This is a genomic window from Jidongwangia harbinensis, assembly GCF_020216025.1.
In the GTDB taxonomy this organism is placed as follows: domain Bacteria; phylum Actinomycetota; class Actinomycetes; order Mycobacteriales; family Micromonosporaceae; genus Actinoplanes; species Actinoplanes harbinensis.
Genome location: NZ_JAIWNC010000021.1, coordinates 32266 through 57377, shown reverse-complemented (window position 1 = coordinate 57377; position 25112 = coordinate 32266). Strand labels below are relative to the sequence as shown.

General features: G+C 73.5%; 24 protein-coding genes. 14 read left to right on the top strand and 10 right to left on the bottom strand.

The genetic code is table 11. The annotated features are described in order from the left end of the window. Position 1: 1 nt before the first annotated feature. The 3 genes from LDL48_RS24420 to LDL48_RS24410 form a co-directional block, all read right to left on the bottom strand. Positions 2-262, bottom strand: a complete 261-nt coding sequence (locus LDL48_RS24420) for a hypothetical protein (protein WP_225257545.1) — start codon at positions 260-262, stop codon at positions 2-4. 14 nt (positions 263-276) lie between these two features. After that, positions 277-1656 (bottom strand): PQQ-dependent sugar dehydrogenase, encoded by a 1380-nt coding sequence (locus tag LDL48_RS24415; RefSeq protein WP_225257544.1) that lies wholly within the window; start codon positions 1654-1656, stop codon positions 277-279. A 68-nt stretch (positions 1657-1724) separates the two neighbouring features. Continuing rightward, positions 1725-2189, bottom strand: coding sequence for a TM2 domain-containing protein (locus LDL48_RS24410; RefSeq protein ID WP_225257543.1), 465 nt, complete (start codon positions 2187-2189; stop codon positions 1725-1727). Between LDL48_RS24410 and LDL48_RS24405 the strand changes: the two genes are divergently transcribed. The 6 genes from LDL48_RS24405 (at position 2188) to LDL48_RS24380 (ending at position 8292) form a co-directional block, all read left to right on the top strand. Further along, complete coding sequence (locus LDL48_RS24405) at positions 2188-2781, top strand: hypothetical protein (RefSeq protein WP_225257542.1); 594 nt, start codon at positions 2188-2190, stop codon at positions 2779-2781. The genes LDL48_RS24410 and LDL48_RS24405 overlap by 2 nt on opposite strands. A 1698-nt stretch (positions 2782-4479) precedes the next feature. Next, positions 4480-5565: a metal ABC transporter substrate-binding protein gene (locus LDL48_RS24400; RefSeq protein ID WP_225257541.1), complete on the top strand. Its 1086-nt coding sequence runs from the start codon at positions 4480-4482 to the stop codon at positions 5563-5565. Position 5566: 1 nt separating this feature from the next. Continuing rightward, positions 5567-6322, top strand: a complete 756-nt coding sequence (locus LDL48_RS24395) for a metal ABC transporter ATP-binding protein (protein ID WP_225257540.1) — start codon at positions 5567-5569, stop codon at positions 6320-6322. Beyond that, a complete protein-coding gene (locus LDL48_RS24390; RefSeq protein ID WP_225257539.1) occupies positions 6319-7206 on the top strand; it encodes a metal ABC transporter permease in 888 nt (295 codons plus the stop codon). The genes LDL48_RS24395 and LDL48_RS24390 overlap by 4 nt, the downstream gene beginning before the upstream one ends. After that, positions 7190-7996 carry a metal ABC transporter permease gene (locus LDL48_RS24385; RefSeq protein ID WP_225257538.1) on the top strand — a complete coding sequence of 269 codons (807 nt, stop codon included), beginning with the start codon at positions 7190-7192 and terminating at the stop codon, positions 7994-7996. Before LDL48_RS24390 ends, LDL48_RS24385 begins: the two co-directional genes overlap by 17 nt. Then, positions 7993-8292 (top strand): ArsR/SmtB family transcription factor, encoded by a 300-nt coding sequence (locus LDL48_RS24380; protein WP_225257537.1) that lies wholly within the window; start codon positions 7993-7995, stop codon positions 8290-8292. The genes LDL48_RS24385 and LDL48_RS24380 overlap by 4 nt, the downstream gene beginning before the upstream one ends. A 3-nt stretch (positions 8293-8295) precedes the next feature. Here LDL48_RS24380 and LDL48_RS24375 read toward each other — a convergent pair whose 3' ends face one another. Next, positions 8296-8889 (bottom strand): hypothetical protein, encoded by a 594-nt coding sequence (locus tag LDL48_RS24375; RefSeq protein ID WP_225257536.1) that lies wholly within the window; start codon positions 8887-8889, stop codon positions 8296-8298. A gap of 171 nt (positions 8890-9060) precedes the next feature. On the opposite strand from LDL48_RS24375, the gene LDL48_RS24370 reads away from it, so the two are divergent. Next, the gene (locus tag LDL48_RS24370; RefSeq protein WP_225257535.1) at positions 9061-10188 is read left to right on the top strand and encodes a sensor histidine kinase; all 1128 of its coding nucleotides are present in this window, start codon (positions 9061-9063) and stop codon (positions 10186-10188) included. Beyond that, entirely contained in the window at positions 10188-10835 is a 648-nt protein-coding gene (locus tag LDL48_RS24365) for a response regulator (protein WP_225257534.1), read from the top strand. The genes LDL48_RS24370 and LDL48_RS24365 overlap by 1 nt, the downstream gene beginning before the upstream one ends. Positions 10836-10877: 42 nt before the next feature. Here LDL48_RS24365 and LDL48_RS24360 read toward each other — a convergent pair whose 3' ends face one another. The 3 genes from LDL48_RS24360 to LDL48_RS24350 form a co-directional block, all read right to left on the bottom strand. Then, positions 10878-12656 carry an alpha/beta hydrolase gene (locus LDL48_RS24360; protein WP_225257533.1) on the bottom strand — a complete coding sequence of 593 codons (1779 nt, stop codon included), beginning with the start codon at positions 12654-12656 and terminating at the stop codon, positions 10878-10880. Positions 12657-12772: 116 nt separating this feature from the next. After that, complete coding sequence (locus LDL48_RS24355; RefSeq protein WP_225257532.1) at positions 12773-13684, bottom strand: AEC family transporter; 912 nt, start codon at positions 13682-13684, stop codon at positions 12773-12775. Beyond that, the gene (locus LDL48_RS24350) at positions 13681-14412 is read right to left on the bottom strand and encodes a TetR/AcrR family transcriptional regulator (RefSeq protein WP_225257531.1); all 732 of its coding nucleotides are present in this window, start codon (positions 14410-14412) and stop codon (positions 13681-13683) included. Before LDL48_RS24350 ends, LDL48_RS24355 begins: the two co-directional genes overlap by 4 nt. A gap of 86 nt (positions 14413-14498) precedes the next feature. Here LDL48_RS24350 and LDL48_RS24345 point away from each other — a divergent pair, with 86 nt between their 5' ends. Then, positions 14499-15371: an NmrA family NAD(P)-binding protein gene (locus LDL48_RS24345; RefSeq protein ID WP_225257530.1), complete on the top strand. Its 873-nt coding sequence runs from the start codon at positions 14499-14501 to the stop codon at positions 15369-15371. On the opposite strand, the gene LDL48_RS24340 is transcribed toward LDL48_RS24345, so the two are convergent. After that, on the bottom strand, positions 15355-16338 hold the full coding sequence (locus LDL48_RS24340; protein WP_225257529.1) for a zinc-dependent alcohol dehydrogenase: 984 nt from the start codon (positions 16336-16338) through the stop codon (positions 15355-15357). The two genes, LDL48_RS24345 and LDL48_RS24340, sit on opposite strands and share 17 nt — an antisense overlap. Before the next feature lie 75 nt (positions 16339-16413). Between LDL48_RS24340 and LDL48_RS24335 the strand changes: the two genes are divergently transcribed. From LDL48_RS24335 to LDL48_RS24315, 5 genes are all read left to right on the top strand, one after another. Then, positions 16414-19497: an amidohydrolase family protein gene (locus tag LDL48_RS24335; RefSeq protein ID WP_225257528.1), complete on the top strand. Its 3084-nt coding sequence runs from the start codon at positions 16414-16416 to the stop codon at positions 19495-19497. 212 nt (positions 19498-19709) lie between these two features. Further along, positions 19710-20276 (top strand): class I SAM-dependent methyltransferase, encoded by a 567-nt coding sequence (locus tag LDL48_RS24330; protein ID WP_225257527.1) that lies wholly within the window; start codon positions 19710-19712, stop codon positions 20274-20276. Between the two features lie 110 nt (positions 20277-20386). Further along, entirely contained in the window at positions 20387-21211 is an 825-nt protein-coding gene (locus LDL48_RS24325) for an SAM-dependent methyltransferase (RefSeq protein ID WP_225257526.1), read from the top strand. A gap of 35 nt (positions 21212-21246) precedes the next feature. Then, entirely contained in the window at positions 21247-21933 is a 687-nt protein-coding gene (locus LDL48_RS44645) for a M23 family metallopeptidase (RefSeq protein ID WP_225257525.1), read from the top strand. A gap of 10 nt (positions 21934-21943) precedes the next feature. Then, the gene (locus LDL48_RS24315; protein ID WP_225257524.1) at positions 21944-22453 is read left to right on the top strand and encodes an FBP domain-containing protein; all 510 of its coding nucleotides are present in this window, start codon (positions 21944-21946) and stop codon (positions 22451-22453) included. Between the two features lie 52 nt (positions 22454-22505). Here the strand turns inward: LDL48_RS24315 and LDL48_RS24310 are convergent, their stop codons facing one another. Continuing rightward, positions 22506-23210, bottom strand: coding sequence for a lytic polysaccharide monooxygenase (locus LDL48_RS24310; RefSeq protein ID WP_225257523.1), 705 nt, complete (start codon positions 23208-23210; stop codon positions 22506-22508). 63 nt (positions 23211-23273) lie between these two features. Next, positions 23274-25043 (bottom strand): alpha/beta hydrolase, encoded by a 1770-nt coding sequence (locus LDL48_RS44230; RefSeq protein ID WP_272493089.1) that lies wholly within the window; start codon positions 25041-25043, stop codon positions 23274-23276. Positions 25044-25112 lie beyond the last annotated feature (69 nt).

The window sequence follows — 25112 nt, the reverse complement described above, 5'->3', positions numbered from 1 at the left end:
GTCAGCGCCGGGGCGGGTCCGTGTCCGCCGGATCGGGGGAGTACGCCGGCATCGACGGCGGCACCCGGGACGGATCCACCGGCGCGGGCGGCGGCTCGACCGTACCCGTGGGGATCGGGTGTCCGGGCCAGGACGGACCGTCCGACGGCGCCGGAACGCCGGACTGCCCGCCCGCGCCGGCCGCCGCCGACCAGGTCACCGTGGCGAGCGCCAACGCGACAGCCGTGCCCAGGGCGGCCGAGAACATCTTCCGGGCGCGCATTCGTCGTCCTCTCCTCACGGGGCGGTGACGCGGTAGACGGCACCGGCGAAGTCGTCGCTCACGTACAGCGCACGGTCGGGGCCCTGTACGGCCATGACCGGCCGGCCCCAGCGCGAGCCGTCCTCGGCCTGGAACCCGGTCAGCAGCGTCTGCTGCGGGCCGAGGGCGCCGCCGCGCCAGGCGAAGAACGACACCTCCGGGGCCCGGGGCGGTCTGCGGTTCCACGAGCCGTGGATACCCACCAGGGCGCCCGCGCCGTACGGTCCGGCGAGCCCCGGTGAGGTGGCGAAGCTCAGCCCCAGCGGCGCCGAGTGCGCACCCATGCCCTGCTCGACCGGGGGCAGTGCCGCGCAGTCGAGTTTCGTGCCGTCGGGGTTGTTCTCGACGTCGCGCACGTACGGCCGGCGGGTGTAGGTCAGCGGCGAGTCCTTGCGGCCCGGCTCGAAGTCGGGGTCCGGGTTGCAGTACGGCCAGCCGAGATCGCTGCCCTGGGTCAGCCGGGACAACTGCTCGAACGGATGGTCGTTCACGTAGTCCTGGAGGACCTGACCGCGGTCCGACGAGCCGTCGCCGTCGTAGTCGCGGTCGTACGGGTACTCGACGTTGTCCCGGTGGTTGACCGCGGTCCACACCGCGCCGTCCGGGTCGACCGCCAGCCCGGTGCCGTTGCGCACGCCGCGGGCGAACACCGACGGCTTCCCGCCCCCGGCCGGCGCCCGCAGAACGGAGGCGCGTTCCGGGTCCGACTCCCGGTCCTCGGCCGACACGTTGCCGGTCGAGCCGACCGAGACGTACAGCGCGCCGTCCTTGCCGACCGCCACGCTCTTCAGCGCGTGCGCGTAGGCACCGCGCAGCTCGGGACTCTTCGCGTCGGGCAGGCCGTCGATCACCACGCGCTTGCCGGACACCGCGCCGGCCCGGTAGGTGAAGGCGACCACCTGGTCACTCTCGGCCACATAGAGCGTGCTGCCGGCGAAGGCCAGCCCGTGCGGCTGGTTCAGGCCGCCGATCAGGGTGCGCTGCGCCGGCGCGGCACCGCCCCGGCCGGGCACCAGCTCGACGACGTCGCCGTACTTGGGGCGGGACACCAGCAGGCGCCGGTCCGGGCTCCAGACGAGCAGCCGGGCGCTGGGCACCCGGGCCCAGACGGTGACCGTCCAGCCGGGCGGTGCCTGCAGCCGCCGGGTCCGGTCGAACGGCTCCGCCGCGGTGCCGTCGAGCGGGCGGACCACCGTGTCGGCCAGCGCCGGCACCGCGGCCGAGGCGCCGCCCGGCGACCCGGGCCCGCTCGCCGGGGTGTCGGCGGGCGCGGTGGCGGCCGGCTCGTCGGGGGTGCACGCGGCCAGGGTGAGCGCCAGGCCGCCGGCGAACACCGCACGCACGATCGTCTTCATCGCTGCATCTGTACCCACTCGGCCGCCGGGACGCAACCCGCGCCGGCGTGCGGCCCGTCGGTCGCGGGTCAGGACCGGCCGTCGATGATCCCGTACCGCGCCATCACCGCGGCGCGGCGGGACCGGTTGACCGCGCGCACCCGGCGGCCGACCAGGAACACGTCGAGCAGCGTCCACAGGCCCAGCCCGCCGAGGGTGAACAGCATGGCGATCGACCGGCCGGTGTCGCCCAGGTAGAAGCGGTGGCCGCCGAGGATGCCGACCAGGCACCACAGTCCGTACGCCACCCGGAGATCCTTCTTCACCGAGTCGTACTCCGCCTCGGCGCGCAGCGTCTGCAGCCGCACCCACTCCGCGTCGCCCGGGTTCACCGGTGTCACGGTAGCCGGTCCGGCCCGGCCCCGCGGACGGGCGACGCGGGCCTCCGGCGACGCGGCCGCGATCGCGGCGTCCGGTCCGGTACGGGACAGCGTGGCGGCATCGACGGCGATAAAATCTGCGTCTGTTCCGATGCAAGCGGACGGGGGAATCATGACTCATCCTCGCGCGCTGCTGCGCGCCCTCCTGCTCACTATCGGCCTCACCCTCTCGCTCGTCGCCACCTCGGCGCCGGTCGTCGCGTCCTCCTCGGTCACCTACCGGGAGAGCTTCGAGACCGGCTTCGGCGAGTGGAAACCCGACACCGACGGCAACGCCCGCGACTGGAGCATCGAGCGGGAGCTCGCGATCCAGACGATGGTGCCGCCGGTCGACGGCTTCTGGCAGCTCTCCTACTACCTCGACGGCACGTTCGACGACGGCACCATCTGGATCGAACGCACCATCGACATCCCGGCCGGTGACGTCCGGGTCGACGTGTCGTTCTGGTTGCGGAGCATGACCGCCGGCACGATCAACACCTGGCCGGTCGTCGGTTACGCCGGTCCGGACGATCCCAAGGCCGAACAGGACCTGGCGATCATCGGCCAGACCGAAGAGATGGCCGGTTGGACGAAGTACAAGTTCCAGCGGAATTTCGCCAACAAGGACCAGGAGAAGATCTTCGTGGCGGTGGGCATCTCGGCCACCTGGGAGACGCCGCGGACCTACCCGGTCGACCTCGTCGAGATCACGGTTACGCCTTAGCGGGGCGAGGGCCGGGACCGGATCCATCCGGTACGGCGGGTGCCGGAGCCACCTCGGCAGGGCTCCGGCAACCACGCCACGGCGCTTGAGTCCACCAGTTACCAACAGCTCACCGGTCATCGTGGATCTCCGAACGGCGCCACCCCTATCGGCCCCGCCAAGCTCCAAGATCAACAAGGTGCGACCGGGTCAGCCACCATCGCGGGCGACGCGCAGCGCCCGGTGGCTTGGAGGGCATGGCAGATCTTGGTCCGAAGGGGTGGCCGGCCGGCGGTGTGGGTGCCGGGCTCGGGTGGCTGACTCGGCTTCCTGCGGGGGGTCTCCGGCAGAGGCTTCCTGGGCGACTCGTTCGGGGCGCGGAGGTCGTGGACCGCGACGAATCGGCGGCCTCGTGCCGCCCGAGATGCGCCTCGACCCCGCTCCTCGGCCTTGCCTACCACCAAAGTTCGCCCAAGATGCGACCTTGTCTCGACGGCCGGTCTCGCCTGATGCGCCACTCGGCTCGGGCGGCATCCAGCCGATCATTTCCACCATCGCGGCGATGCGCAGCGCCCCGGAAGCTTGGAGGAGGAATCGGACCTTGGAGCCGGCGGCCCAGAGCATTCCCGCCACGAGCCGACCTCGACTTTCGCACTTTGAGCCCGGGCGGTCGCAGGTCCGCGCCGCTCGCGCAGTCCGCAGTCAGCAGTCAGCAGTCCCGCACGGTCGCAGTCCCGCACGGTCGCAGTCCCGCACGGTCGCAGTCCCGCACGGTCGCAGTCCCGCACGGTCGCAGTCCCGCACGGCTGCCGCGGTGCTGCACGGCCGCGGTGCTGGGCGGCCGCGGTGCTGGGCGGCCGCGGTGCTGGGCGGCCGCGGTGCCGCACGGTCTGCGGGCGCCGTCGGTGCGCATGGAGCCGGATGCGGTGGTGCCGCAGATCGGCACAGCTCGTGGCCACCACGGAGCGTGTGCAGTTCCGGCGCGGTGGGTGCCGTAAGTTCACACGGTCTGCGAGCCGCGGTCGGGGTGTGGAGTTGGGGTGCGATGGGTGCCGCAAATCCGCACGGTCTGGAGGCGGCCGTTGGGGCGTGTGGAGTTCCGGGGCGGTGGGTGCCGGGAATCCACACGTGAACCGTCTCCGGTGGTAGCGCGCTCACGCTGCGACGAAGTCGCATAACTGTGGCCGTAGTACGAACCAGCTCTACCCGATCTCCTCGACGGAGGAGCGGCGGAGCCTCCATCTGGTGGGGGCGTCGACAGCGAAGCCGGCGAACCGGACACTGTCGCACCGGACGGTTGCCGATGGGCGCCGCCCGAGCGAGAGATCTCGCGGAGGCCTCGGTGCCGGTTTCCGCGCGACCAGAGCATCCAGCCCGCCCGCCTCCTCGAGCAGCTCCAGCGTCGTGGCGAGCCGGGCTGAGCTGGGGGAACGGCGGCGCCGTCGAGGCGGACGCGAGACCAATGATGCGAAACTCGAACCCGCCACCTGAAATGCGCGCAATAACCCCATCATCGCAGGCCGGGACGCCCGCCGTGTCCCGCAATCCGGGCGACGGCATGGGCCGCAATGCATCGCAGCCCCGGAGCAACCCGGCTTCCGGGGGAGTGGGTGAGGCGGGTATGAGCCGGTATCACCTGCACACATCGTCATTTCAGAATTAGACGATAGTTTTCGACAACGATTATCGTTTCGCTCCTCAGTGACAGGAGCGGAACTCATGAATCAGCGGCAGCGCACGTTCTGGACGGCCGCCATCGCCGCGGCCGTCACCGTATTGGCGGGATGCGGATCCGACGGTGAGGGCGACGGCGCGGGCCGTGCCGGGGCGCCGGCCGGCAACGCCATCCCGGTGGTGGCCACCACCCCGGAGATCGCCGACCTCACCCGCAACATCGGCGGCCCGGACGTCGCGGTCACCCAGATCATCAAGCCGAACGTCGACCCGCACGACTACGAACCCACGCCCGCCGACATCCAGGCGATCGCCACCGCCAGGATCGTCGTGAAGAACGGGGTGGGTCTCGAGGAGTGGTTCGACCGCACCATCGAGGCGGCCGGGTTCACCGGCACCGTGGTGGACGCCAGCAAGGGTGTGACGCTGCGCGAGGGCGGCCACGCGGAGGAGCCCGGCCACGAGGAGCCCGGCCACGAGGAGCCCGGCCATGGCGAGCCCGGTCACGAAGAGGGCGGCGCTGCGGAGGGCGGCGCTGCGAAGGGCGGCGCTGCGAAGGGCGGCGCCGGAGAGGAGCACGAGGGCGAGGAGCACGACCCGCACATCTGGCATGACCCGCGCAACGTCCGGATCATGGTCGGCACCATCGAGAAGGCGCTCGCCGCGGCGGACCCGGCGCGCGCCGCGACCTTCGGGAAGAACCTCGCCGCTTACGCCGCCGAGGTGGACCGGCTGGACCGGGAGAACGCCGCGGCGTTCGCCCGGATCCCGGCCGCGCAGCGCAAGCTGGTCACCAACCACGACGCGTTCGGGTACTACGTCCAGCGGTACCAGCTGCAGTTCGTCGGGTCGGTGATCCCCAGCCTGGACACCTCCGCAGAGCTGTCCGCCCAGCAGCTGAGGGACCTGGTCGCGAAGATCCGGGCGACCGGCACCAGGGCGATCTTCACGGAGAGTTCGCTGCCACCGAAGGCCGCCGAGGCCATCGCGCAGCAGGCCGGCGTGAAGGTGGTCGGTGGCGACGACGCCCTGTTCGGCGACAGCCTCGGCGCGCCGGGCACCCCGGAGGGCACGTACCTCGGTGCCGAGCGGCACAACACCCGCGTCATCGTGTCCGCGCTGGGTGGCTGAGATGGGCGACGCCGCACTGCGGTACGCCGGCGTGAGCGTCGGCTACCACGGCCGGCCGGTGCTCACCCACGTCGACCTCGAGCTGCGGGCCGGGCAGCGGCTGGCGCTGGTCGGACCGAACGGTGCCGGGAAGTCCACCCTGATCAGGTCGGTACTCGGGCTGGCGCAGGTCCTCGACGGTGCCGTCACGGTACTCGGCCGGAGTCCCGCCGCGGCCCGTGGGCTGGCCGGGTACGTACCGCAGAACGACGTGCCGGACGCCGGGTTCCCGGTCAGCGCCCGCCAGGTGGTCCTGATGGGACGGTACCGGCGGATCGGCTGGTGGCGCCCGACCCGGCCGGCCGACCGGCGGGCGGTGGCCGAGGCGCTGGACCGGGTCGGGCTGGCCGACCGGGCCGGGCACCGCTTCGGCACGCTCTCCGGCGGTCAGCGCCAGCGGGTGCTGCTCGCCCGCGCGATCGTCGCGGAACCCCGGCTCCTGCTCCTCGACGAGCCGTTCAACGGTGTCGACGCGGTCAGCCAGGAGGCGATCGTGCGGGTGCTGCGCGACCTCACCGGGGCCGGTACCGCGCTGGTGCTGAGCACCCACGACCTGACCGTCGCCCGCGAGCTGGCCGACCTGGTGTGCCTGCTCAACGGCCGGCAGTGGGCGGTCGGCCCGCCCGCCGAGACGCTCACCGCGGAACCGCTGCGCCGGGCGTACGGCGGTCAGGCGATCGACGGGCCCGGTGGCCGGCTGGTGCTGATCGAGCCGTGATCGAACCGTTCACCGTCCCGTTCATGGCGCGGGCTCTCGCCGAGATCGCGCTGCTGGCCCTGATCTGCGGACCGGTCAGCGTCTTCGTCCTGGTCCGCGGGCTGGCGTTCGTGTCCGACGCGCTGACCCACACGGTCTTCCCGGGCGTGGTGATCGGGTTCCTGGCCGGCGGTCTGGACGGCCTGTTCCTCGGCGCGCTGGTGGCCGGCGTGGTGACCGCGGTCGCGCTGACCGTGCTGACCCGTGCCGGTGGGCTGTCCGACGACGCCGCCACGGCCGTCGTGCTCACCGCCATGTTCTCGATCGGGGTGGTGCTGGTGTCGCGCCGGTCGTCGTACACCTCCGATCTGACGTCCTTTCTGTTCGGCCGGCTGCTGACCGTGACCCCGCGGCAGCTCGCCGAGACCGCCGTGCTGGCGGTGGTCATCCTGGTGGCGCTGCTGATCGGCGCGCGGGCGATGCTGTTCCGGGCGTTCGATCCGGTGGGGGCGACCGCGGCCGGTTTCCGGATCGGCCGGCTGGACCTGTGGCTGAACCTGCTCGTCGCGCTGGTGGTGGTGGCCGCGGTGCGCGCGGTCGGCACCATCCTGGTGGTGGCGCTGCTGATCGTGCCGGCCGCGGCGGCCCGCCTGGTGACCGGCCGGCTCGCCGGCATGGCGGCGCTGGGCACGGTGCTCACCGTGGTGGCCGGCTATGCGGGGCTGCTGGCCAGTTGGCACGCGTCGGTGCGGTACGGCACGGCGCTGACCCCGGCGTCCGCGGTGGTGCTGCTGCTCGTGCTGGCGTACCTCGCGCTGCTTCCGGTGCGCCTGCGGCGGTCCGGCCGCCGGGCCGGTGCGCCGCCGACCACGGAACGGAACTCCGCGCATGAACTGGTGGGATGACGCCCTGCACCGGGCCACCGCCGAGGTGGTGCTGGCCGGGGCACTGGCCGGGCTGATCGGCGTGCACGTGGTGCTGCGCCGCCTGTCGTTCTTCACCATGGCGCTCACCCACGCGACCTTCCCGGGCGTGGTGGTGGCCTCGATCATCGGCGTACCCCTGCTGGTCGGCGGCGTCGCGGCGGGTGCGGTGGTCGCGCTGGGGGTGGCGGCGCTGAGCCGCCGGCGCGGACAGGACGCCGCGGCGGCCACCGGGGTGCTGCTCTCCGCCGGGTTCGCGCTCGGTACCGCGCTGGTCGCCACGCAGAGCGGGTTCAGCCGGGACCTGTCGGCGTTCCTGGTCGGCTCCGTGCTGACCGTCGACGGGCCGGATCTGGTCGCCACCGCCGCGGTGCTGGGCGTGGTGGCAATCGTCCTGGCGTGGTGCTCCCGCCCGCTGTTGTTCACCGGTTTCGACCGCGGTGCCGCCGCGGCGGCCGGCGTGTCCACCGGCGTCTGGGACGTGGTGCTGTTGTTCACCGTCCAGCTGGTCGTGGTGACCGTGGTGCCGGCGGTCGGCACGATCCTCGCGCTCTCGCTGATCGTCGCGCCGGCCGCGGCGGCCCGGCTGTGGTCCGGCCGGCTTTCGGTGATCACCGGGCTGGCGGTCGTCTTCGGCGTGACCAGCGGCCTGGGTGGCCTGTACGCGTCCGCCCGCTGGAACGTGGCCGCGGGCGCGAGCATCGCGCTGCTCGCCACCGGCGTGCTGCTGGTCTCCTGGGTGCTGACCCGGCTTCGGCCACCGGTGCGGTGAGCGCCGACGTGGACGCCGTGCTGCTGGGCCGGGCGGTGGAGATCCTGCGGGGCATGGCGTACGAGCACCGGCTGCACATCCTCGTGCTGCTGCGGGCCGGGGAGTGCACTCCGGCGGCGCTGGCCGGGGCGGTGCCGGTGCACCCGACCGCGGTGGCGCACCATCTGCGGTCCCTCCTGGACGCCGGACTGGTGCGCCGCCGCCGCCGGGGCCGGGTGGTGACGTACTCGCTGCGCCACCCGTCGACCGGCCCGCTGATCGACGAGATCCTCCGGTACGCGGCCGGGACCGGCTGACGGTCAGCGCAGCGCCTCCTGCGCCGGCGTCCCGGCCGGCTCGGGGAGCCGGAGCAGCGTCGTGGCCAGCCACAGCACACCGGCCGTGCCGGCCAGCAGGCCGCCGAGGTACGCGGCCTCGGGTACCGCGGTGCGTAGCGCGGCCGTGCCGAGACCGGCCACATAGAGCACGAGCGCGCCGCGGGGGAGGATTCCGGGCCGCCAGGACGCCGCGCCGAAGGTCACCACCCCGGCCAGGAAGACCAGTGCCACGACCAGGAAGTACGGCCGGCCCGGCCCGGTCAGGATCTGCTCCCGGGTCGCCGCGTCCTGGTACTGCAGGACGGCGTGGGTCAGGAACTCGACCGCGAACAGGCCGCTCAGGCCGAGGTGGTTGAGCCCGAAGCCGATCAGGCCGAGCCGGCCCAGCCGGGATCGCTGGCACAGGAAGAACGCGGTCAGCGTGAACAGCAGCAGGGCGGTGGCCGGCGGCGCCAGGGCGTGGGTCAGCCCGTTGTCCGGCAGCAGGCCGGCGCGGCGGGCGACGGCCAGCAGGGTGAGCCCACCGCCGATCAGCCCGGCCAGGCCGGCGAGACGGTAGAGGTGACGGTCGGACATGTGCGGCCCCTTTCTCGTGGTGCCGATACCGTGCCGGAGCCGGATCGTGCCGGGACAGTGCCGCGGGACCAGGATGCGGGCGGCCCGGCTAGGCCGGACGACACATGACGACCGGCCAGAGTGTCGCCGCGGCGATGGGCAACGGGGCCGCGGATGCCTAGCCTGAGTGCCATGGTCGGTACCGCGCCTCCGCTGCGCTGGATGGCGTCGACGCTGTACGCCGCGGTTCTGGGGACCGGGCTCTACTACCAGGCCGCCGGTCTGGCGCCGGGTTGGTCGCCGGCCGCGCTGGGCGGTTTCGTGGCCGGCCTGCTCGGGCTGCTGGCGATTGAGCAGATCCCGCGTCCCGGGCCGGGGGTCCGCCGGTTGGCGGCGCGGGTGGTGCTGCTCGGGATCGTGGCGGCCTGCGACGCGACCGGCTTCGGCGGCGCGCTGGCCATCGTGATGCCGTTCTTCGCGTACTTCGCGCTGGGCCGCCGCTGGAGCCTCGGGCTCGCGGCGGCCTACCTGCTGGTGGGCGTGCTGCGGACGGCCGGCACGCCGGGCTGGTCGGCCGATCCGGAGCGGATCTCCGACCTGCTGATGCTCTTCATCGGGATGGTGATCACGGTGGCCACCGCGGCGGTCGCGGTCGAGCAGCACCGCAGCCGGATGCACGCCGAACGGCTGGTCGCCGAGCTGAGTGCGGCGCAGCGGCGGGTGGCCGAGTTGAGCGCGGCCGCCGAACGCCACCGGATGGCCCGGGACCTGCACGACAGCTTCGGGCACCACCTGACCGCGATCAGCGTCCAGCTGGCGAAGGCGCAGGCGTTCCGCGACCGCGACCCGGCCGTCGCGGACCGCGCGGTGGGCGACGCGAGCCAGGCGGCGAGCCGGGCTCTGAGGGAGGTACGCGAGTCCGTGAGCGCCCTGCGTACCGAGCCCTTCTCGCTGGTCACCGCGGTCACCGCGCTGGCCGGCGGGCTGGACGACGCGGATTTCCGGGTGTCGGTGGAGTGCAGCGGCAGCGAGTCGGGGCACCCCCGGGCCGGGCTGGAGGCGCTGTACCGGGTGGCGCAGGAGGCACTCACCAACGCCCGGCGGCACGCCGGCGCGGACCTGGTCCGGGTGGCGCTGCGGTTCGCCGACGCGGCGGTGCTCGAGGTGGCCGACAACGGGCGGGGCTTCCGGACGCACGAGGTCACCGGCAGCGGGCTGGCGGGCATGCGGGAGCGGCTGGCCGCGCTCGGTGGCCGGCTCGCCATCGACTCCGCGCCGGGTCGCGGCACCCGGGTCACGGCCCGCGTGGGCGGGTCGTGATGGCGGAGCCCGAGCCGGTGCGTGTGCTGGTGGTCGACGATCAGGCCCTGATCCGGGACGGTATCGCGTCGTTGCTGAGCATCGAGCCGGGCCTGGCGGTGGTCGGCACCGCGGCGGACGGCGCGGCGGCGGTGGAACTGGCCCTGCAGACCCGGCCGGACGTGGTGCTGATGGACGTGCGGATGCCGCAGCTGGACGGGATTCGGGCGGCCGGGCTGCTGCGCGAGCGGCTGCCGTCCTGCCGGGTGCTGATGCTGACCACATTCGACGATGAGGAGTACGTGGTGAGCGCACTGCGCGCCGGCGCGGGCGGTTACCTGCTCAAGGATCTGCCCGCCCGGGAGCTGGCGCAGGCGGTGCGGCTGGCGCACGCGGGCGTGGACCAGCACGACGCCGCGGCGATCCGGCGCCTGGTCGCCGCGCTGGACCGGAGCCCACCGGCCGGGCGGGCGCGGCCGGAGCTGACCGACCGGGAGTTCGCGGTGCTCCGGCTGATCGCCCGCGGTGCCAGCAACCGGGAGATCGCGGCGCAACTGTTCGTCAGCGAGGGCACGGTGAAGAACCACGTCTCGCACCTGCTGAGCCGGCTCGGCCTGCGGGACCGGACCCAGGCGGCGCTGTACGCCCGGGACCACGGGCTGACCTGACGCCGGTGTCCGGCAGGCGCGTGGTCCCGGGACCCGCTCAGCTCAGCGCGGCGGCCGGACCGGCGGCAGCAGCCTCGGCTCGCCGTCGGACGGCCTGCCCAGCTCGGCCACCTCGGACAGTTCGGCCGGTGCCCGCTCGGTGCGGATCGTGGTGGCCCGGCGCGGTTCCTGGGGCCGTGGACGGAACGGCTGCGCGTCGCCCACGCAGAGCGTGCCGTTCGCCGGGAGGGCGCCGGTCAGCAGGTACCGGTCGACGGCGCCGGTCACGCACGCCGAGGTCCCGTACGCGGTGTGCCCCCAGCTGTCGCTGGACAGCAGCCGGCTGTTCGGCAGCAGCGCCGCCGTACTGACCGCGTCGCGGTAGCTGGTCGCCGGGTCCCAGTAGTTGCCGACCACCAGCACCGGCGCGGCGGTGTTCCGGGTGAACGGTCCGCGGTAGGCGTCCTCGTCCCGGACGGTCCAGGTGTTCCGGGCGCACATCGCGTCGCTCCACCCCCAGGCCCGGCCGAAGTACGGTGCCCGCCGGTCCGCCTTGGCGGTCAGCGTGATCCAGTCCGCGGCGTTCGCCGGGTGCGCGCCGTCGGTGCAGACCACGCCCGCGTTCGCCTCGGCGTGGTTGTAGTACGGGAAGTCGCGCCCGGGGCGCTCGCCGTGTTCGGCCAGCCGGTCCGCCAGCCGCTCCCGGGCCGCGTCGCGTCCGGCCGGCGGCGTCTCCGGATCGGTCAGCGTGAGCAGGTCCTGGAGCACGAGGACCAGGAAGTCGGCGACGTCCGCGCCGTACAGGATGCTGAGCGTGTAACCGATGAAGTCCGAGTACCGGAAGTAGTACACCCCGGCCGCGTCCTCCAGCTCGGCCGGTGCGGCCCGCAGCCGCTCGGCTACCAGGGCGAAGCCGGCGGCGAACCGGCCGGCCAGCGGGCACAGCCGGGTGCCGGCGGCGTCGCACCGCCGGAACATCTCGGTGAGTGCCCGGTACGCGCCGTCCGCGCTGCGCAGCCGGTCGTCCAGGGTCACGTTCGGCCGCTTGGTGCCGGTCCAGCTCACCGGGTTGAGCACACCGTCGATGGCGATCGCCCGGAACCGGTCGGGGAACATGTTGGCGTAGTACTGGCCGAGCGCGGTGCCGTAGCTGAAGCCCAGGAAGGTCAGTTTCGGGTCGCCGACGGCGCGCCGCAGCACGTCCATGTCCCGGGCGGCCTGGGCGGTGGACATCGCACCGGACAGCGGCCTGCCGGTGGTCGAGCAGGCCCTGCCGAGCGTGCGGGCGGCCGCCACGTACGCCTTCTCCTCGGCCGCGCCGTACGGGAAGAAGACGTTCATGCCGGCCAGCTTCTCGGTCTGCTCCCGGGTGTTGCGGAAGCAGGACACCTGGTCGCTGGCGGCGACGCCGCGCGGGTCGAAGCCGACCAGGTCGAACGTCCGCACCACGTCCGGGCTGAGGAAGAACGGTGCGGCCAGCGCGATGGCGGTGCCGGGGCCGCCGGGCCCGCCCGGGTTCAGGAACAGGCTGCCGGCCTTGTTCGCCTGGTCGCGGGCCTTCACCCGGAGGAGGGCGATCTCGGTGTGCGGCCCGTTCGGCTGGTCGTAGTCCAGCGGCAGGCGGGCGGTGGTGCACTCGGCATAGTCGTAGCAGCGGTACCAGCCGAGCTTCGGGGTCGGCACGCGGTCGACGCGGCGCGCCTCGTCGGCGCGGGTGCGGTCGGCCGCGGCAGCGGTGGGGGCGGGTGCGGCCGCGGCGAGTGCCACGATCGGTACGGCGGTCAGCCCGGCGAGGACCAGGCCGCTGAGGCTTCCCGCGAGGAACCGGACAGAGGCTCTCATCAAGTGCCTTTCCGACGATCAGGCCACCGGCGGACACCGGTGACGTTTCTACTGATACTGCCGTCGAAAGTATTGAGTCAGCCGCGCCGGTTTGGGCGGGAAATCCGGGATCTCCATCAGAGCGTGAACAGCACGGTGATCACCAGGAGCACGGGTACACAGAGGACGGTGGAGAGGAACACGGCGTCCCGGGCCAGGAGCAGCCCGGCGTCGAAGCGCTGGGCGTACAGGAAGATGTTCTGCGCGGTCGGCAGGGCGGCCAGGACCGTCACCGCGAACGCCGCGTCGCGCGGCAGTCCCAGGGCGAGTGCCAGCAGGAACGCGAGCGCCGGCATGCCGGTCGTCTTGAGCGCGACCGCGGCGACGGTGGCGACCCGGTCGGTGCCGGGCTCGAGGACCGGGCGACGGGACAGCGACATGCCGAACGCGAGGAGGACCACCGGTACCGCGGCGGCGCCGACCGTGGCGACCGGGTCGGCCAGCAGCGCGGGCAGCCGCAGGCCGGTCGCCGCGAGCAGGGCGCCCGACCCGACCGCGATGATCAACGGGTTGCGCAGCGGCATGGTGACCGCGGACCGCACCGACGCGTGTCCCGCGGTGGCGGACTCGAGCAGGGCGAGCGCGACCGGCGTGACGATCAGCAGTTGCAGCATGACGATCGGCACCACGAGCGCGGCGTCGCCCAGCACGTACGTGGCCACCGGGATGCCGATGTAGTTGGCGTTCGTGTAGCCGGCGGCGAGCGCGCCGACGATCCGGGCGCCCCGGTCGCGGCGGCGGATCAGCAGCGCGTGCAGTCCGAAGCAGAGCAGCGCGGCCGTCGTGGAGACCAGCAGCGGCTCGCTGAGCAGGGCCCGCAGGTCGGCGCCCGCCACCCCGGTGAACAGCAGGCACGGTGTCAGGACCGAGTAGACCAGCCGCCCGAGGGTGGCCTCCGCGTTCTCCGGCAGCCGGCCCCACCGGCCGGTCGCCCACCCGGCCAGCACGATGATTCCGATGAGCGCGAACCCGGACAGGGCCGAGATCATGCGTCGCGCTGACCGCGGTCTCCGCCGGTCCCGGCCCGGCCCAGCCATTCGGACAGCAGGGCCCGTTCCGCGTCGCTGAGCACCGTCAGGTCGGGCGCGACGGCCCGGAACGCGACCGCGGCCGCCGTCGCGTCGTCCGCGGGCAGCGTCGGCACGTCGGTGAGAACGGCCCGCATCACCGCGTCGTACATGGCGTCGGCGAGGCCCGGATCCCGGTGCTCCGGCGGGACGGACAGCAGGGTCAGCACGGTGCCGGTGCCGGCGGCGTGGAGGAGTTCGACGGCGCGCCGCTCCGGGACCCGCAGCCGGCCGGCCGCCGCCACCCGGTGCACCCGGGCGCGCAGCACGTCGAGCCCGGCGGTCGTGGCCGCGGACCGGGCGCCGCGGCCCGGGTCGGCGAACAGGCCGAACAACGCCGCGTTGGCGAGGCCGAAGCCGATGTGCGTGTCCCAGCCCGCCCGCAGGTCGGCCACCGGGTCGCCGCTCGGGTCGGCGAGCGACTTGCCGGCCACGTAGGTGGCGAAGACGTGCTCGGCGACCGCGTCGAGCAGCGCCTCCTTGTCCTCGAAGAACCGGTAGATGGTGGGCGCCTGCATGCCGGCCGCCTGCGCGACCGCGCGGGTGGTGACCGCGCCCGCGCCCTGGGCCCGGAGCAGCCGGGCCGCGCACTCCACGATCTTCACCCGGGTCCGGTGCCGGTTGGCACTGTCCGGTCTCAGCTCTGCCACGCTTCCGACGATACCGCACTCTTGCTAACGGTGTTGCTAACTGTGGTAGCGTCAAAGTACTTCCATTGTTAGCAGGAGGATCTGCCATGATCATCGTCACCGGCGGTACCGGTCAGCTCGGCTCCCAGATCGTCGACCGCCTGCTCGACCGGGTGCCGGCCGACCGGGTGGGCGTGAGCGTCCGCGACACCGGCCGCGCGGCCGGCCTCGCCGCCCGCGGCGTGCGGGTCCGGCGCGGCGACTTCACCGACCCGCCATCCCTCGCGGACGCCTTCGCCGGCGCCACCCAGGTGCTGGTCGTCTCGACCAGCGAGACCGGCCGCGCGGCGGTCGCCCAGCACGTCGCGGCGATCGACGCCGCCCGCCGTGCCGGGGCCCGGCGCATCCTCTACACCAGCCACCAGGGCGCCGCCGCGGACTCGGTGTTCGCGCCGATGCCCGACCACGCCGCCACCGAGGACCACCTGTCGGCGAGCGGCACGGCGTACACCGCACTGCGGAACGGCTTCTACGCCGGCACCCTGCGGCACCTGCTCGGCCGGGCGCTGGAGACGGGCGAACTCGTCGCGCCGGCCGACGGGCCGGTGTCCTGGACCGCGCACGCCGACCTGGCCGAGGCAGCCGCGATCATCCTGGCCGACGAGGGCCGGTACGACGGGCCGACCCCGCCGCTCACCGCGCCGGACACGCTCGACCTCGCCGAGGTCGCGGCCGTCGCCGCCGAGCTGACCGGGCGGCCGGTCCGCCGGGTGGTCGCGGACGACGACGAGTGGACGGCCACCGCGATCGGCCACGGCGTACCCGCGGACCGGGCGCACCTGCTGCTCGGCATGTTCCGCGCGGCGCGCCGCGGCGAGTTCGCCACCACCGGGCCGGCGCTCGCGGACCTCCTCGGCCGCGCGGCCACCCCGGTCCGCGCGGTGCTGGCCGGGGCGCCGCCGGTCACCGCGGGCGGATGACCACCTTGAGCCCGGTGCGGGCGGCCGCGGTGGCCATCGCCGCGGTCACCTCGCCGAGCGGGAAGACGTCCGAGACCAGCGGTGCCAGATCGACGAGACCCCGCGCGGCCAGGTCGATCGCCCGCGGGTAGACCTCGCCCATCCGGCGCACCATCACCAGCGTCAGGCCCTTACGGCGGGCCGGCCCCGCGCGGAACGAGGTGCGGTCGCCGTCCGGGATGCCGACCAGCACGACCCGGGCGCCGGGCCGGGCCAGTCGCAGCGCGGTGTCCACCGCCGCGTCCGAGCCGGAGACCTCGAAGACCACGTCCGCGGTGTCGGACCCGTCGGCCGGCTCGGCGCCGAACGCGGTCGCGGCCGCCATCCGGTGCGGCAACGGCTCGGCGGCGAGAACCCGGGTGGCGCCGTGCCGGCGGGCCAGTTGGATCAGCAGCAGGCCGATCGGGCCGCAGCCGACCACCGCCACCGTCGAGGCCATCCGGAGATGGGACAGATCCATCGCGTGCAGCGCGACACCCAGCGGTTCGAGCAGCGCGCCGTCGTCGTCGGAGAGCCCGTCGGGCAGCGGGTGCAGGCGGTGCGCCGGCCAGACCATGAACTGGCGCAGGCCACCGTCGCAGGTGCCGTGCCCGGCGAACACCACGTTCGGGCAGAGGTTGGGGTGCCCATCCGCACACGGCTCGCAGGCGCCGCACGGGATGGCCGGATCGATCGCCACCCGGGTGCCGTCGTCCGGCCCGCCGCGGATGACGCCGGCCATCTCGTGCCCGAGGACCAGGGGCCGGTCCAGGACCGCGTCGCCGATCCCGCCCTCGGTGAACCAGTGCAGGTCGGAGCCGCACACCCCGACCGAGGTCACTTCGACGAGCCGGTCGTCCGCACCCGCCGGCCCAGGACGGTCCTCGGTGTGCAGCCGGATGTCCCCGGCGCCGTGGAGGCGGGCGGCCCGCATGTCGCGATCGGTCACGGGTGGACGTTAACACCGCCCGCTGACATTTATGGTAGTCAATGGTGGGGCGGTCGACGCGGGGGAGGACGGGCGATGACGGGAATCAGCCGGCGGGAACTGATGGCGGGAGTCGCGGGTTCGGCGGTCATCGGCGGGACGGCCCTGCGTGCCTCGCCCGCGGCGGCGGCACCCGCCCGGGTACCCCTGCGGCAGGGCACCCACCTCGCCGCCCGGTTGTCGCCGGACCGGCGGCGGATCGCCATGGACCTGGCCGGCGTGCTCTGGGTCCTGCCGGCCGCGGGCGGCCCGGCGCGACGGCTGACCGGTGACTTCGTCGACATCGCCCAGCCGGACTGGGCGCCGGACTCGGCGGAACTGGTCTTCCAGGCGTACCGGGACGGGGTCTTCGATCTCTGGACCGTCCGCGCCGACGGTTCCCGGCTGCGGCGGTTGACCCGCGGCCCGTTCGACCACCGGGAGCCCAGGTTCTCGCCGGACGGCACCCGGATCGCCTACTCCACCGACGAGTCCGGCAGCTACGGCATCCGGGTGCTGGACCTGGCGAGCGGCGCGGTCAGCACGCTCGCGGACTCCGCCGAGCAGGAGTACGAGCCGGCCTGGTCCCCGGACGGGCGGCGGGTCGCGTTCGTGGTCACCAGCACCCGGATCGACGTGGTGGACGTGGCCGGCGGCGCCCGGGAGACCGCGGTCAGCGTGCCGGCCGGCCAGGTCCTGCGCGCGCCCGAGTGGACGCCGGACGGCACCGAGCTGGTCTACCACCTGCTCGCCGGCGGTCGCAGCGAGCTGTGGCGGAACGGGACACCCGAGGTCACCGGCGAGGACGTCTTCCCGTTCCGGGTGTCCTGGCGCACCGGCCGCGACTTCGTCTACACCTCCACCGGCGAGATCCGCCGCCGGACCCTGGGCGGCACCACGTCCGGGCGCATCGGGTTCGTCGCACCGATCTCGGTGACCCCGGCCCGCTACCGCAAGCGGCGGCGGGACTTCGACTCGGTGACCCCGAAGCCGGTGCGCGGCATCGGCAGCCCGGTCCTCTCGCCGGACGGCACCCGGATCGCGTTCCGTGCCCTCAACGACATCTGGACGATGACCCTCGGCGGCCGTCCCGAGCCGCTCACCCGGGACCGGTGGTGGAAGTCCGACCCGGCGTGGTCCCCGGACGGGCGGTACCTGTCCTACTCCACCGACCGCGGCGGCAAACTGGACATCTGGCTGCGCGACCTGCGTACCGGGGCGGACCGTCAGCTGACCGCGCTGCCCGGTGCCGCCGCGGTCTCCGGCAGCTGGTCCGCCGACGGCAGCCACCTCGCCTTCCTCGACCAGACCGGCGCGCTGTACACCGTCGAGGTCGCCACCGGCGCGGTGCGCCAGATCTATCCGGCGACGTTCGAGCCCGGGCGGCCCACCTGGTCCGCCGACGGCAACACCATCGCGCTGGCCGCGATCGTGCCGTACTCGGCCCGGTTCCGGGAAGGGCTCAGCAAGATCCTGCTGGTGGACCGGAACACCGGCGCCGGCCGCTACGTCGACCCGCTGCCGCACCGGTCCCTGCAGACCCGTGGCGACGACGGCCCGGTCTGGTCGCCGGACGGCACCCGGCTCGCGTTCGTGCTGGCCAGCGTGCTCTGGGTGGTCGACGTGCGGCCCGACGGCAGCTTCGCCGGCACGCCCCGGCAGATCACCGACGAGGTGACCGACGCGCCGAGCTGGAGCGGCGACTCCACCACCCTGCTCTACCTGAACAACGGACGGCTGCGCCTGGTCCCGGCCGCCGGCGGCCCGCCGCGGACCGTGCCGATGACGCTGACCTGGGCCAACACCCGGCCGCGCGGGCGCATCGTGATCCACGCCGGCCGGGTCTGGGACGGCGTGGCGCCCCGGCTGCGCGAGGACGTGGACATCGTCGTGGAGGGGCACCGGATCGTCGCCGTCGAGCCGCACCGCCCGGGACGCGACGGGCGCCGGATCGACGCCCGCGACGCGGTGGTCACCCCCGGCCTGATCGACATGCACCACCACCGGGAGATGCAGGGCTACGGGTACGGCGACCGGCAGGGCCGGCTGTGGCTCGCCCTCGGCGTCACCACCACCCGGTCCCCGGGCAGCCCGGCGTACCACATGGTGGAGGAGCGCGAGGCGATCCAGTCCGGAGCCCGGACCGGGCCCCGGTACTTCGGCACCGGCGAGGCGATCGACGGCGCCCGGATCTTCTACAACTTCATGCGGCCCACGTACGACGAGCACCAGCTGGCCCGCGAACTCCAGCGGGCCGCGGCGCTCGACTACGACCTGACCAAGTGCTACGTACGGCTGCGCGCGAGCTGGCAGCGCCACGTCATCGCCTGGTCGCACCGGCACGGCATCCCCAGCACCTCGCACTACCACCACCCGGCCCTGGCGGTCGGCGGCGACGGCATGGAACACGTCGGCGCGACCAACCGGCTCGGCTACTCGCGCACGGTCACCGGAATCGGCGCGGTCTACCGCGACGTCGCCGACATCTTCACCACCACCCGGGCGGCGCTGACCCCGACGCTGTTCAACGCGGTCACCCTGCTCGGCGACGACGACAGCCTGGTCACCGACGAGCGGGTCCGCACGCTGTACCCGAGCTGGGAGTACGCGAACCTGCAGACGCTGCGCACCACGGCCGCCACCACGGACCAGACCGCGGTACGCGCCAACCTCGCCCGCCAGGTCGCGCACGTCCGCACGCTGGTCCGGGGCGGCGGCCGGGTGGTGACCGGCACCGACTCCCCGATCGCGCCGAACGCGGTCAGCACCCACCTCAACCTCCGGGCGATGGTCACCTACGGCCTGACCCCGTACGAGGCGCTGACCACCGCCACCCGCGCGGCCGGCGACTACCTGGGCGAGCCGCTCGGCACCATCGCGCCGGGCCGGTACGCCGACCTGGCCGTCCTGGGCGGCGACCCGCTCACCGACATCCGCCAGGCGGCGAACGTCCGGCAGGTGATGACCAACGGCGAGATGCTGACGGTGGCGGAGCTGCTGCGCCCGTTCGCCGGACCGCGCCCGGTGACCGCGCCGGCGTCTCCGGTGACCGTGCTCCGGCACGCCGCCGACGACGGGTACTGGTGGCAGGACCCGCACTATCTGGCGGAGAGCCGGCATGCCTGCTGCGCCGACGGCTGACCGACCATCGAAGGGCGTACCGCGTTGATCTATCAGCATCCCCTGGCGTACCTGCTGGGGCTGGAGGGTGTCGCGCTGTTGCGCGCCTGGGGCGGCGACTTCGACGCGGCCTTCATCGACCGGCGCCTGGCCGAGGTCCGCCGATTGCTCGACGCCCGGGCGCTGGCCGGGCACGACGGCGTCGCGGTCGAACGCCGTGACACGGTCAGCGGGTGGTCGGGGTGGACAGCTCACCGGACATGCTGGACCGGGCGCGGGTCCGGGTACCGGACGGGACGTTCCTCCGCGGCAACCTCGGTGCGCTTCCCCTGCCGGACGACTCCGCCGATCTCGTCGTGTCCGGCCTCGCCCTGTGCCACGTGCCGGCGCTCGCGCCCGTCATGGCCGAGTTCGCCCGGGTGCTGCGCCCGGGTGGTCACCTGGCCGTCTCCGACGTGCACCACGAGATCACGTTCCGTGGTTCCGTGCCGCAGGCGCCCGGCCCGGACGGCGAACCCGGTCTGGTCCCCAACCATCGGCACACGCCCGGCGACCATCTGCGCGCGGCCCTCCCGGCCGGGCTGCAGGTCCGGCGCTGCGAAGAGCCGGGTGCGTCGCGTGCGGACCTGCCGCCGGCGCCGCCGGCCCCGGCCGACGTGACCGTGACCGGCTGGCACCAGTGGCCGTGGTCGTTGCCCGGCCTGATCCCGGAGGCCGCCGCGGCGGCGTGGGCCGTGCCGTCCACCATCGTCCGGCACTTCCGGCTGGGCGGCCCGGGACAGCCGCCCGGGACCGGGTGAATGTTGCGGGAAGCCGCCAACTTCCCGTTCACCCGATCGACTGATGTGCCGCCGTCGATTAGGCTGCCGCATCATCCGTGTGCAGGGTCCACAGGAGAGGGTTCGCCGAAGTGGCCGAGGACGAGGTAGCCCCCCGGGGCGTGGACGTCACCAAGCCCAGCATCGCCCGCGTCTACGACTTCATGGTGGGCGGCAAGGACAACTTCGCGGTGGACCGGATGGCGGCTGACCGGGCGCTCGCCATCATGCCGGACGCGCAGGAGGCCGGCCGGGCCTGCCGCGCGTTCCTCCGCCGCACCGTGCGTTACCTGGCCGCCGAGGCGGGCATCCGGCAGTTCCTCGACATCGGGTCGGGCCTGCCCACCCAGACCAATGTGCACCAGGTCGCGCACGACGTCGATCCGACGGCCCGGGTGGTGTATGTGGACAACGACCCGATGGTGCTCGTGCACGGTCGCGCGCTGCTCTCCGACAAGGACACCACCACGATCATCGATGCCGACATCCGCTCGCCGGAGCAGATCCTCGAGCACCGGGTGGTCCGCGAGTACCTGGACTTCAGCCAGCCGGTCGGCCTGCTCCTCCTGTCGATCCTGCACCACCTGCACGACGCCGAGGAGCCCGGCCGGATCGCGGCGACCCTGCGCGACGCACTGCCGTCCGGCAGCCACCTGGCGGTGATCCACTTCTGGGACCCGGCCGAGGAGCACCCGGAGACCTCGGTCAAGGTGAAGGACGCCGAGCGGGTGTTCAACGAGACCCTGGGCACCGGCCGCTGGCGGCTCCGTGCCGAGATCGAGCAGTATTTCGGTGACTTCGAGATGATCGAACCCGGACTGGTGCCGCTCGCCGAGTGGCGGCCCGACGACGAGCCCGGGGCCGAACAGAAGGACAGCTACTACACGATGATCGGCGGGATCGCCCGCAAACGCTGACCGGGCCGCGAGCGGCCGTCTGTCATCGTGGGGTGGTGCCGTCCCGACAGCTCACCCCGGTCCGCCGCCGCGTCGTCGCCGCCGTCCTCGGCCTCGGCGTGGTCGCCGTCGTCGTTCTCCTCGTCGGCGTGTACGCCGTTCCGGTGCTGCGTCCGCCGGGGCCGCGCCCGGCCTTCCAACTGCCGGTGGCCTGCGGCGAGAAGTGGCAGGTCGGCACGTATCCCGGCCACGACGACTTCGACATCGACCTGTTCCCGGACAAGGGCCAGGCGTGGGGCCGGCCGGTGCTCGCGGCGGCCGCCGGCACGGTCGTCGAGGCGGGCATCAGCGGGACGCTGGGTGGCCGTACCCCGCAGAATCCGGACGGCCCCCGGGGCACCAGCGGTGGCTACTGGGTGAAGATCGATCATGGCGGTAAGTGGGAGACGCTCTACCTGCACATGCTGGAGCCGCCGTCGGTGCGGCGGGGCCAGCGGGTGGAGCAGGGGGATCAGATCGGCAAGGTGGGCAGTACCGGCAAGTCGGGTGCGCCCCACCTGCACCACGAGCAGCTCCGCGCCGGCGAGAAGGTGGAGACCCACTTCGCCGGTGCGCCGTCCGGCATCACCACCGACGACCGGGAGTACTCGGTCACGCTGACCAGCCGGAACTGTGCCGGCGCGGCGAGCCGGGCGACCGCCGGGAAGCGAAATGCGGGTGAGAAGTCCGGGCCGGTCGGCTAGCTTCGCGCAGATGGAACCACTGGGCGAGCAGGAGATCCGGGCCTGCTTCGTGAACTGCAGCAAGGGCGAGGCGAGCCGGATCAGGATGCCCGCGGCGTTCAGCGCCGGCGGCGTACCGTGGGCCGACCTGGACTTTCTCGGCTGGACCGACCCGGGGGCGCCGTTACGCGCCCTGCTGGTGGTGCCGGGCCCGGACGGCCCGACCGGGGTGGTCCTGCGCCGGCCCGAGGCCCGCAAGGTCAGCGCCATGCGGTCGAGCATGTGCCGGGTCTGCCTGACCGACCACGTGGCGTCGGGGGTGACGCTGTTCGTCGCGCCGCTCGCCGGTGCCGCCGGGCGCAAGGGCAACTCGGTCGGCGAGTACCTCTGCGCCGACCTGGCGTGTTCGCAGTACCTGCGGGGCAAGCGGCAGCCGAAGATGCGCCTGGTCCGGCCGGAGGAGACGCTCACCCTGCCGGAACGGATCGACCGGGCGATGGCCAACCTGCACGCCTTCGTCGGCCGGGTGGCCGCCGGCTGAGACCAGCCGCGGGCCGCGTCCGGCGGACGCGACCCGCGGGTGTGCCGGTGGGTCAGGCTATGTTCACGTCACTGCACATGAAGTACGCCTGGTCGTTGTGGCTGGCCTGCCAGATGGTCAGCACCACGGCGCGGCCGGAGTGGTTCGCCGCGACGTCGAACGACAGCTGCACCCCGCTGGTCGGGGTGGTGACCCGCTGCCACTGCGACGCGGGCGTGTTGCCGACCGTGGTCACCAGGTCCAGGTCGCCCCAGCCCAGCGGCTGCGTGGTGGGGTCGAAGCCGGCCTTCGTCAGGTACACCCGGATGAAGTCCGCGCCGTGGCTGGCCTGGTCGAGCAGGGTCAGCCGGAAGTTCCGGCCGACGTCCTTGGCCCGCCAGTTGCCCACCGCGTCGAGCGAGGTGCCGAGCCCGTTCTGGGCGCGGTTCATGCTGCACAGCGTCCCGTCCGGCACCGCGGACTGGAAGTTGCGGCCCATCCCGTCGCGGTACAGGCCCATCCAGTTCCACATGGTGTTGGGGTTGGCCCGCCAGGCCTGCCAGCACATCGGGTCCTGGGTCTGCATGGCGGGATTGTTGAAGTCGTTGCCCCATCGCAGCCAGCAGCCGACGTTGCGGCTCGGCGCGTCGATGATGTTGCCGTGGGCGTACGCCGGGGTCGGCGCCGTGCCCGTGACGGCCACGACGGCCAGTGCGGCCGCGGCCAGAGCGAGCAACCTCGCGAGCGAGGCGCGGCGAACGGTGACCCGTGCTGACATGGTGATACCTCCGGTGGGCTCGATATATTCAAGATAATCGATACCACCGGAGGTCACCAGCGGTCAGCGGACGACGACCCCGGGCAGGCCGGTCGAGATCGGCGGCAGCTGCTTGGGCTGTCCCGGGGCGGGCAGGCCCCCGGCCGCGATCTCCTCCTTGGTGCCGGTGGCCCGGACGCTCAGTTCCTTGTCGGCCGGGTCGTCGAGCGGGACGGTGAACGGTCGCTCGGGGGAGCGGCACACCGTGCCCTTGGCCGGCAGGGTCCGGCGCAGCAGGTAGCGGTCGATGGCGTGGGTCGCGCAGGCGTTGGTGCCGTAGGCGGTGTGCCCCCAGTTGTCGCTGGAGAGCAGCCGGCTATTGGGCATCTTGCGGGCGGTCTGCCGGGCCCCGGCGTAGGCGGTGGCCGGGTCGTGGAAGCTGCCGATCACCAGGACGGTGGCGCTGGTGCGGCGGTTGAACGGCCCGCGGTAGGCGTCCTCGTCGCGCACGGTCCAGGTGTCGCGGGCGCACTGGACGCTGGACCAGGCCCAGATCCGGCCGAAGTACGGTGCCCGCTTGTCGGCCTTCGCGACCCGGGCGGGCCAGTTCCCGGCGTTCGCCGGGTGCCGGGCGTCGGTGCAGGTGACCGTGCTGTACGCCTCGACGTCGTTGGCGTACAGGAAGTCGCGGCGGCGGGGCTGGGCGGCCACCACCCGCCGGGCCGCGGCGACGGCGGCGGCGCCGGCCGACTCGCTGGTCAGCGTCCACAGGGCGCCGGTGAGGCTGGTGACGTCCGCGGGGGCGCCCATGCCGTAGAGGCCGCCGAGCGTCTCCGCGACGAAGTCCGCGTAGGTGTAGGTCAGCGTGCCGAACGGCGGGAAGTCCCCGATCACGATCGGGTGGGCCCTGAGCCGGGCCGCGACCCGGCCGAACTTGGCGGCCGAGTGCGGTGCCGCCGCGCAGTACCGCGGACCCGCGGCGTCGCAGCGGCGGAAGATCTCCCGCAGTGCCCGGTACGCGCCGTCCGCGGAGCGCAACCGGTCGTCGAGGATCAGGTTCCGGGTGGCATCGGTGCCGGTCCACGCGGTCGGATTGATCACGCCGTCGATGGCGATGGCCCGGGTACGGTCCGGGAACATGTTCGCGTACACCTCGCCCAGGACGCTGCCGTAACTGAAGCCGAGGTAGGACAACTTCCGGTCACCGACGGCGCGCCGCAGCACCTCCATGTCCCGGGCGGTCTGCGCGGTGGACGCCGCCCCGGTCAGCGGACGGCCGGTCGTCGAACAGGCCCTGCCGAGCTTCTTCGCGGCGGCCACGTACCTCTTCTCCTGCTTCGCGCCGACCGGGAACGGCACGGTCAGCATCGGCCGCAGCGCGACGGTCTGCGCCCGGGCCGAGGAGAAGCAACGCACGTTCTCGCTGAAACCGACGCCCCGGGGGTCGACGCCGACGATGTCGAACCGGTCGAGCAGCGAGTCGCTGAGCACCAGCGGGCTCAGCAGGGCCAGCGTGGTGGCGGAGCCGCCCGGCCCGCCCGGATTGACGAAGAGGCTGCCGATGCGCTTCTTCGGCTTCCGCGCCTTGACCCGCAGCACGGCGACCTCGGTGGTGGCGCCGTACGGGCGGTCGTAGTCGAGCGGGAGGCGTACGGTCGCGCACTGGGCCCAGTCGTAGCACTTGTACCAGCGCAGTTTCGGGGTGGCGATCCGGTCGACGCGCCGCTTCTCCAGCGCGGTGGTCTGTGCGGACGTCGCGGCGGCACCGGCCGCCTGGGCGGGTGCCGGGTAGCCGCCGACGAGGACGAGCGCGGCGAGGCCGGCCGCCAGGAGGCGGCGGGGGAGCAGCGGCATGGGGATGCCTTTCCTACCGGAGGGGTGTTGCTGTCACTCACGGTAGGTAACTCAGCGTGAAACCTGTAG

What these genes read in the sequence shown, in the direction of transcription:
- LDL48_RS24420 (WP_225257545.1), bottom strand. Translation starts at nt 262, where the DNA reads ATGCGCGCCCGGAAGATGTTCTCGGCCGCCCTGGGCACGGCTGTCGCG.
- LDL48_RS24415 (WP_225257544.1), bottom strand. Translation starts at nt 1,656, where the DNA reads ATGAAGACGATCGTGCGTGCGGTGTTCGCCGGCGGCCTGGCGCTCACC.
- LDL48_RS24405 (WP_225257542.1), top strand. Translation starts at nt 2,188, where the DNA reads ATGACTCATCCTCGCGCGCTGCTGCGCGCCCTCCTGCTCACTATCGGC.
- LDL48_RS24410 (WP_225257543.1), bottom strand. Translation starts at nt 2,189, where the DNA reads ATGATTCCCCCGTCCGCTTGCATCGGAACAGACGCAGATTTTATCGCC.
- LDL48_RS24400 (WP_225257541.1), top strand. Translation starts at nt 4,480, where the DNA reads ATGAATCAGCGGCAGCGCACGTTCTGGACGGCCGCCATCGCCGCGGCC.
- LDL48_RS24395 (WP_225257540.1), top strand. Translation starts at nt 5,567, where the DNA reads ATGGGCGACGCCGCACTGCGGTACGCCGGCGTGAGCGTCGGCTACCAC.
- LDL48_RS24385 (WP_225257538.1), top strand. Translation starts at nt 7,190, where the DNA reads ATGAACTGGTGGGATGACGCCCTGCACCGGGCCACCGCCGAGGTGGTG.
- LDL48_RS24375 (WP_225257536.1), bottom strand. Translation starts at nt 8,889, where the DNA reads ATGTCCGACCGTCACCTCTACCGTCTCGCCGGCCTGGCCGGGCTGATC.
- LDL48_RS24370 (WP_225257535.1), top strand. Translation starts at nt 9,061, where the DNA reads ATGGTCGGTACCGCGCCTCCGCTGCGCTGGATGGCGTCGACGCTGTAC.
- LDL48_RS24365 (WP_225257534.1), top strand. Translation starts at nt 10,188, where the DNA reads ATGGCGGAGCCCGAGCCGGTGCGTGTGCTGGTGGTCGACGATCAGGCC.
- LDL48_RS24360 (WP_225257533.1), bottom strand. Translation starts at nt 12,656, where the DNA reads ATGAGAGCCTCTGTCCGGTTCCTCGCGGGAAGCCTCAGCGGCCTGGTC.
- LDL48_RS24355 (WP_225257532.1), bottom strand. Translation starts at nt 13,684, where the DNA reads ATGATCTCGGCCCTGTCCGGGTTCGCGCTCATCGGAATCATCGTGCTG.
- LDL48_RS24345 (WP_225257530.1), top strand. Translation starts at nt 14,499, where the DNA reads ATGATCATCGTCACCGGCGGTACCGGTCAGCTCGGCTCCCAGATCGTC.
- LDL48_RS24335 (WP_225257528.1), top strand. Translation starts at nt 16,414, where the DNA reads ATGACGGGAATCAGCCGGCGGGAACTGATGGCGGGAGTCGCGGGTTCG.
- LDL48_RS24315 (WP_225257524.1), top strand. Translation starts at nt 21,944, where the DNA reads ATGGAACCACTGGGCGAGCAGGAGATCCGGGCCTGCTTCGTGAACTGC.
- LDL48_RS24310 (WP_225257523.1), bottom strand. Translation starts at nt 23,210, where the DNA reads ATGTCAGCACGGGTCACCGTTCGCCGCGCCTCGCTCGCGAGGTTGCTC.
- LDL48_RS44230 (WP_272493089.1), bottom strand. Translation starts at nt 25,043, where the DNA reads ATGCCGCTGCTCCCCCGCCGCCTCCTGGCGGCCGGCCTCGCCGCGCTC.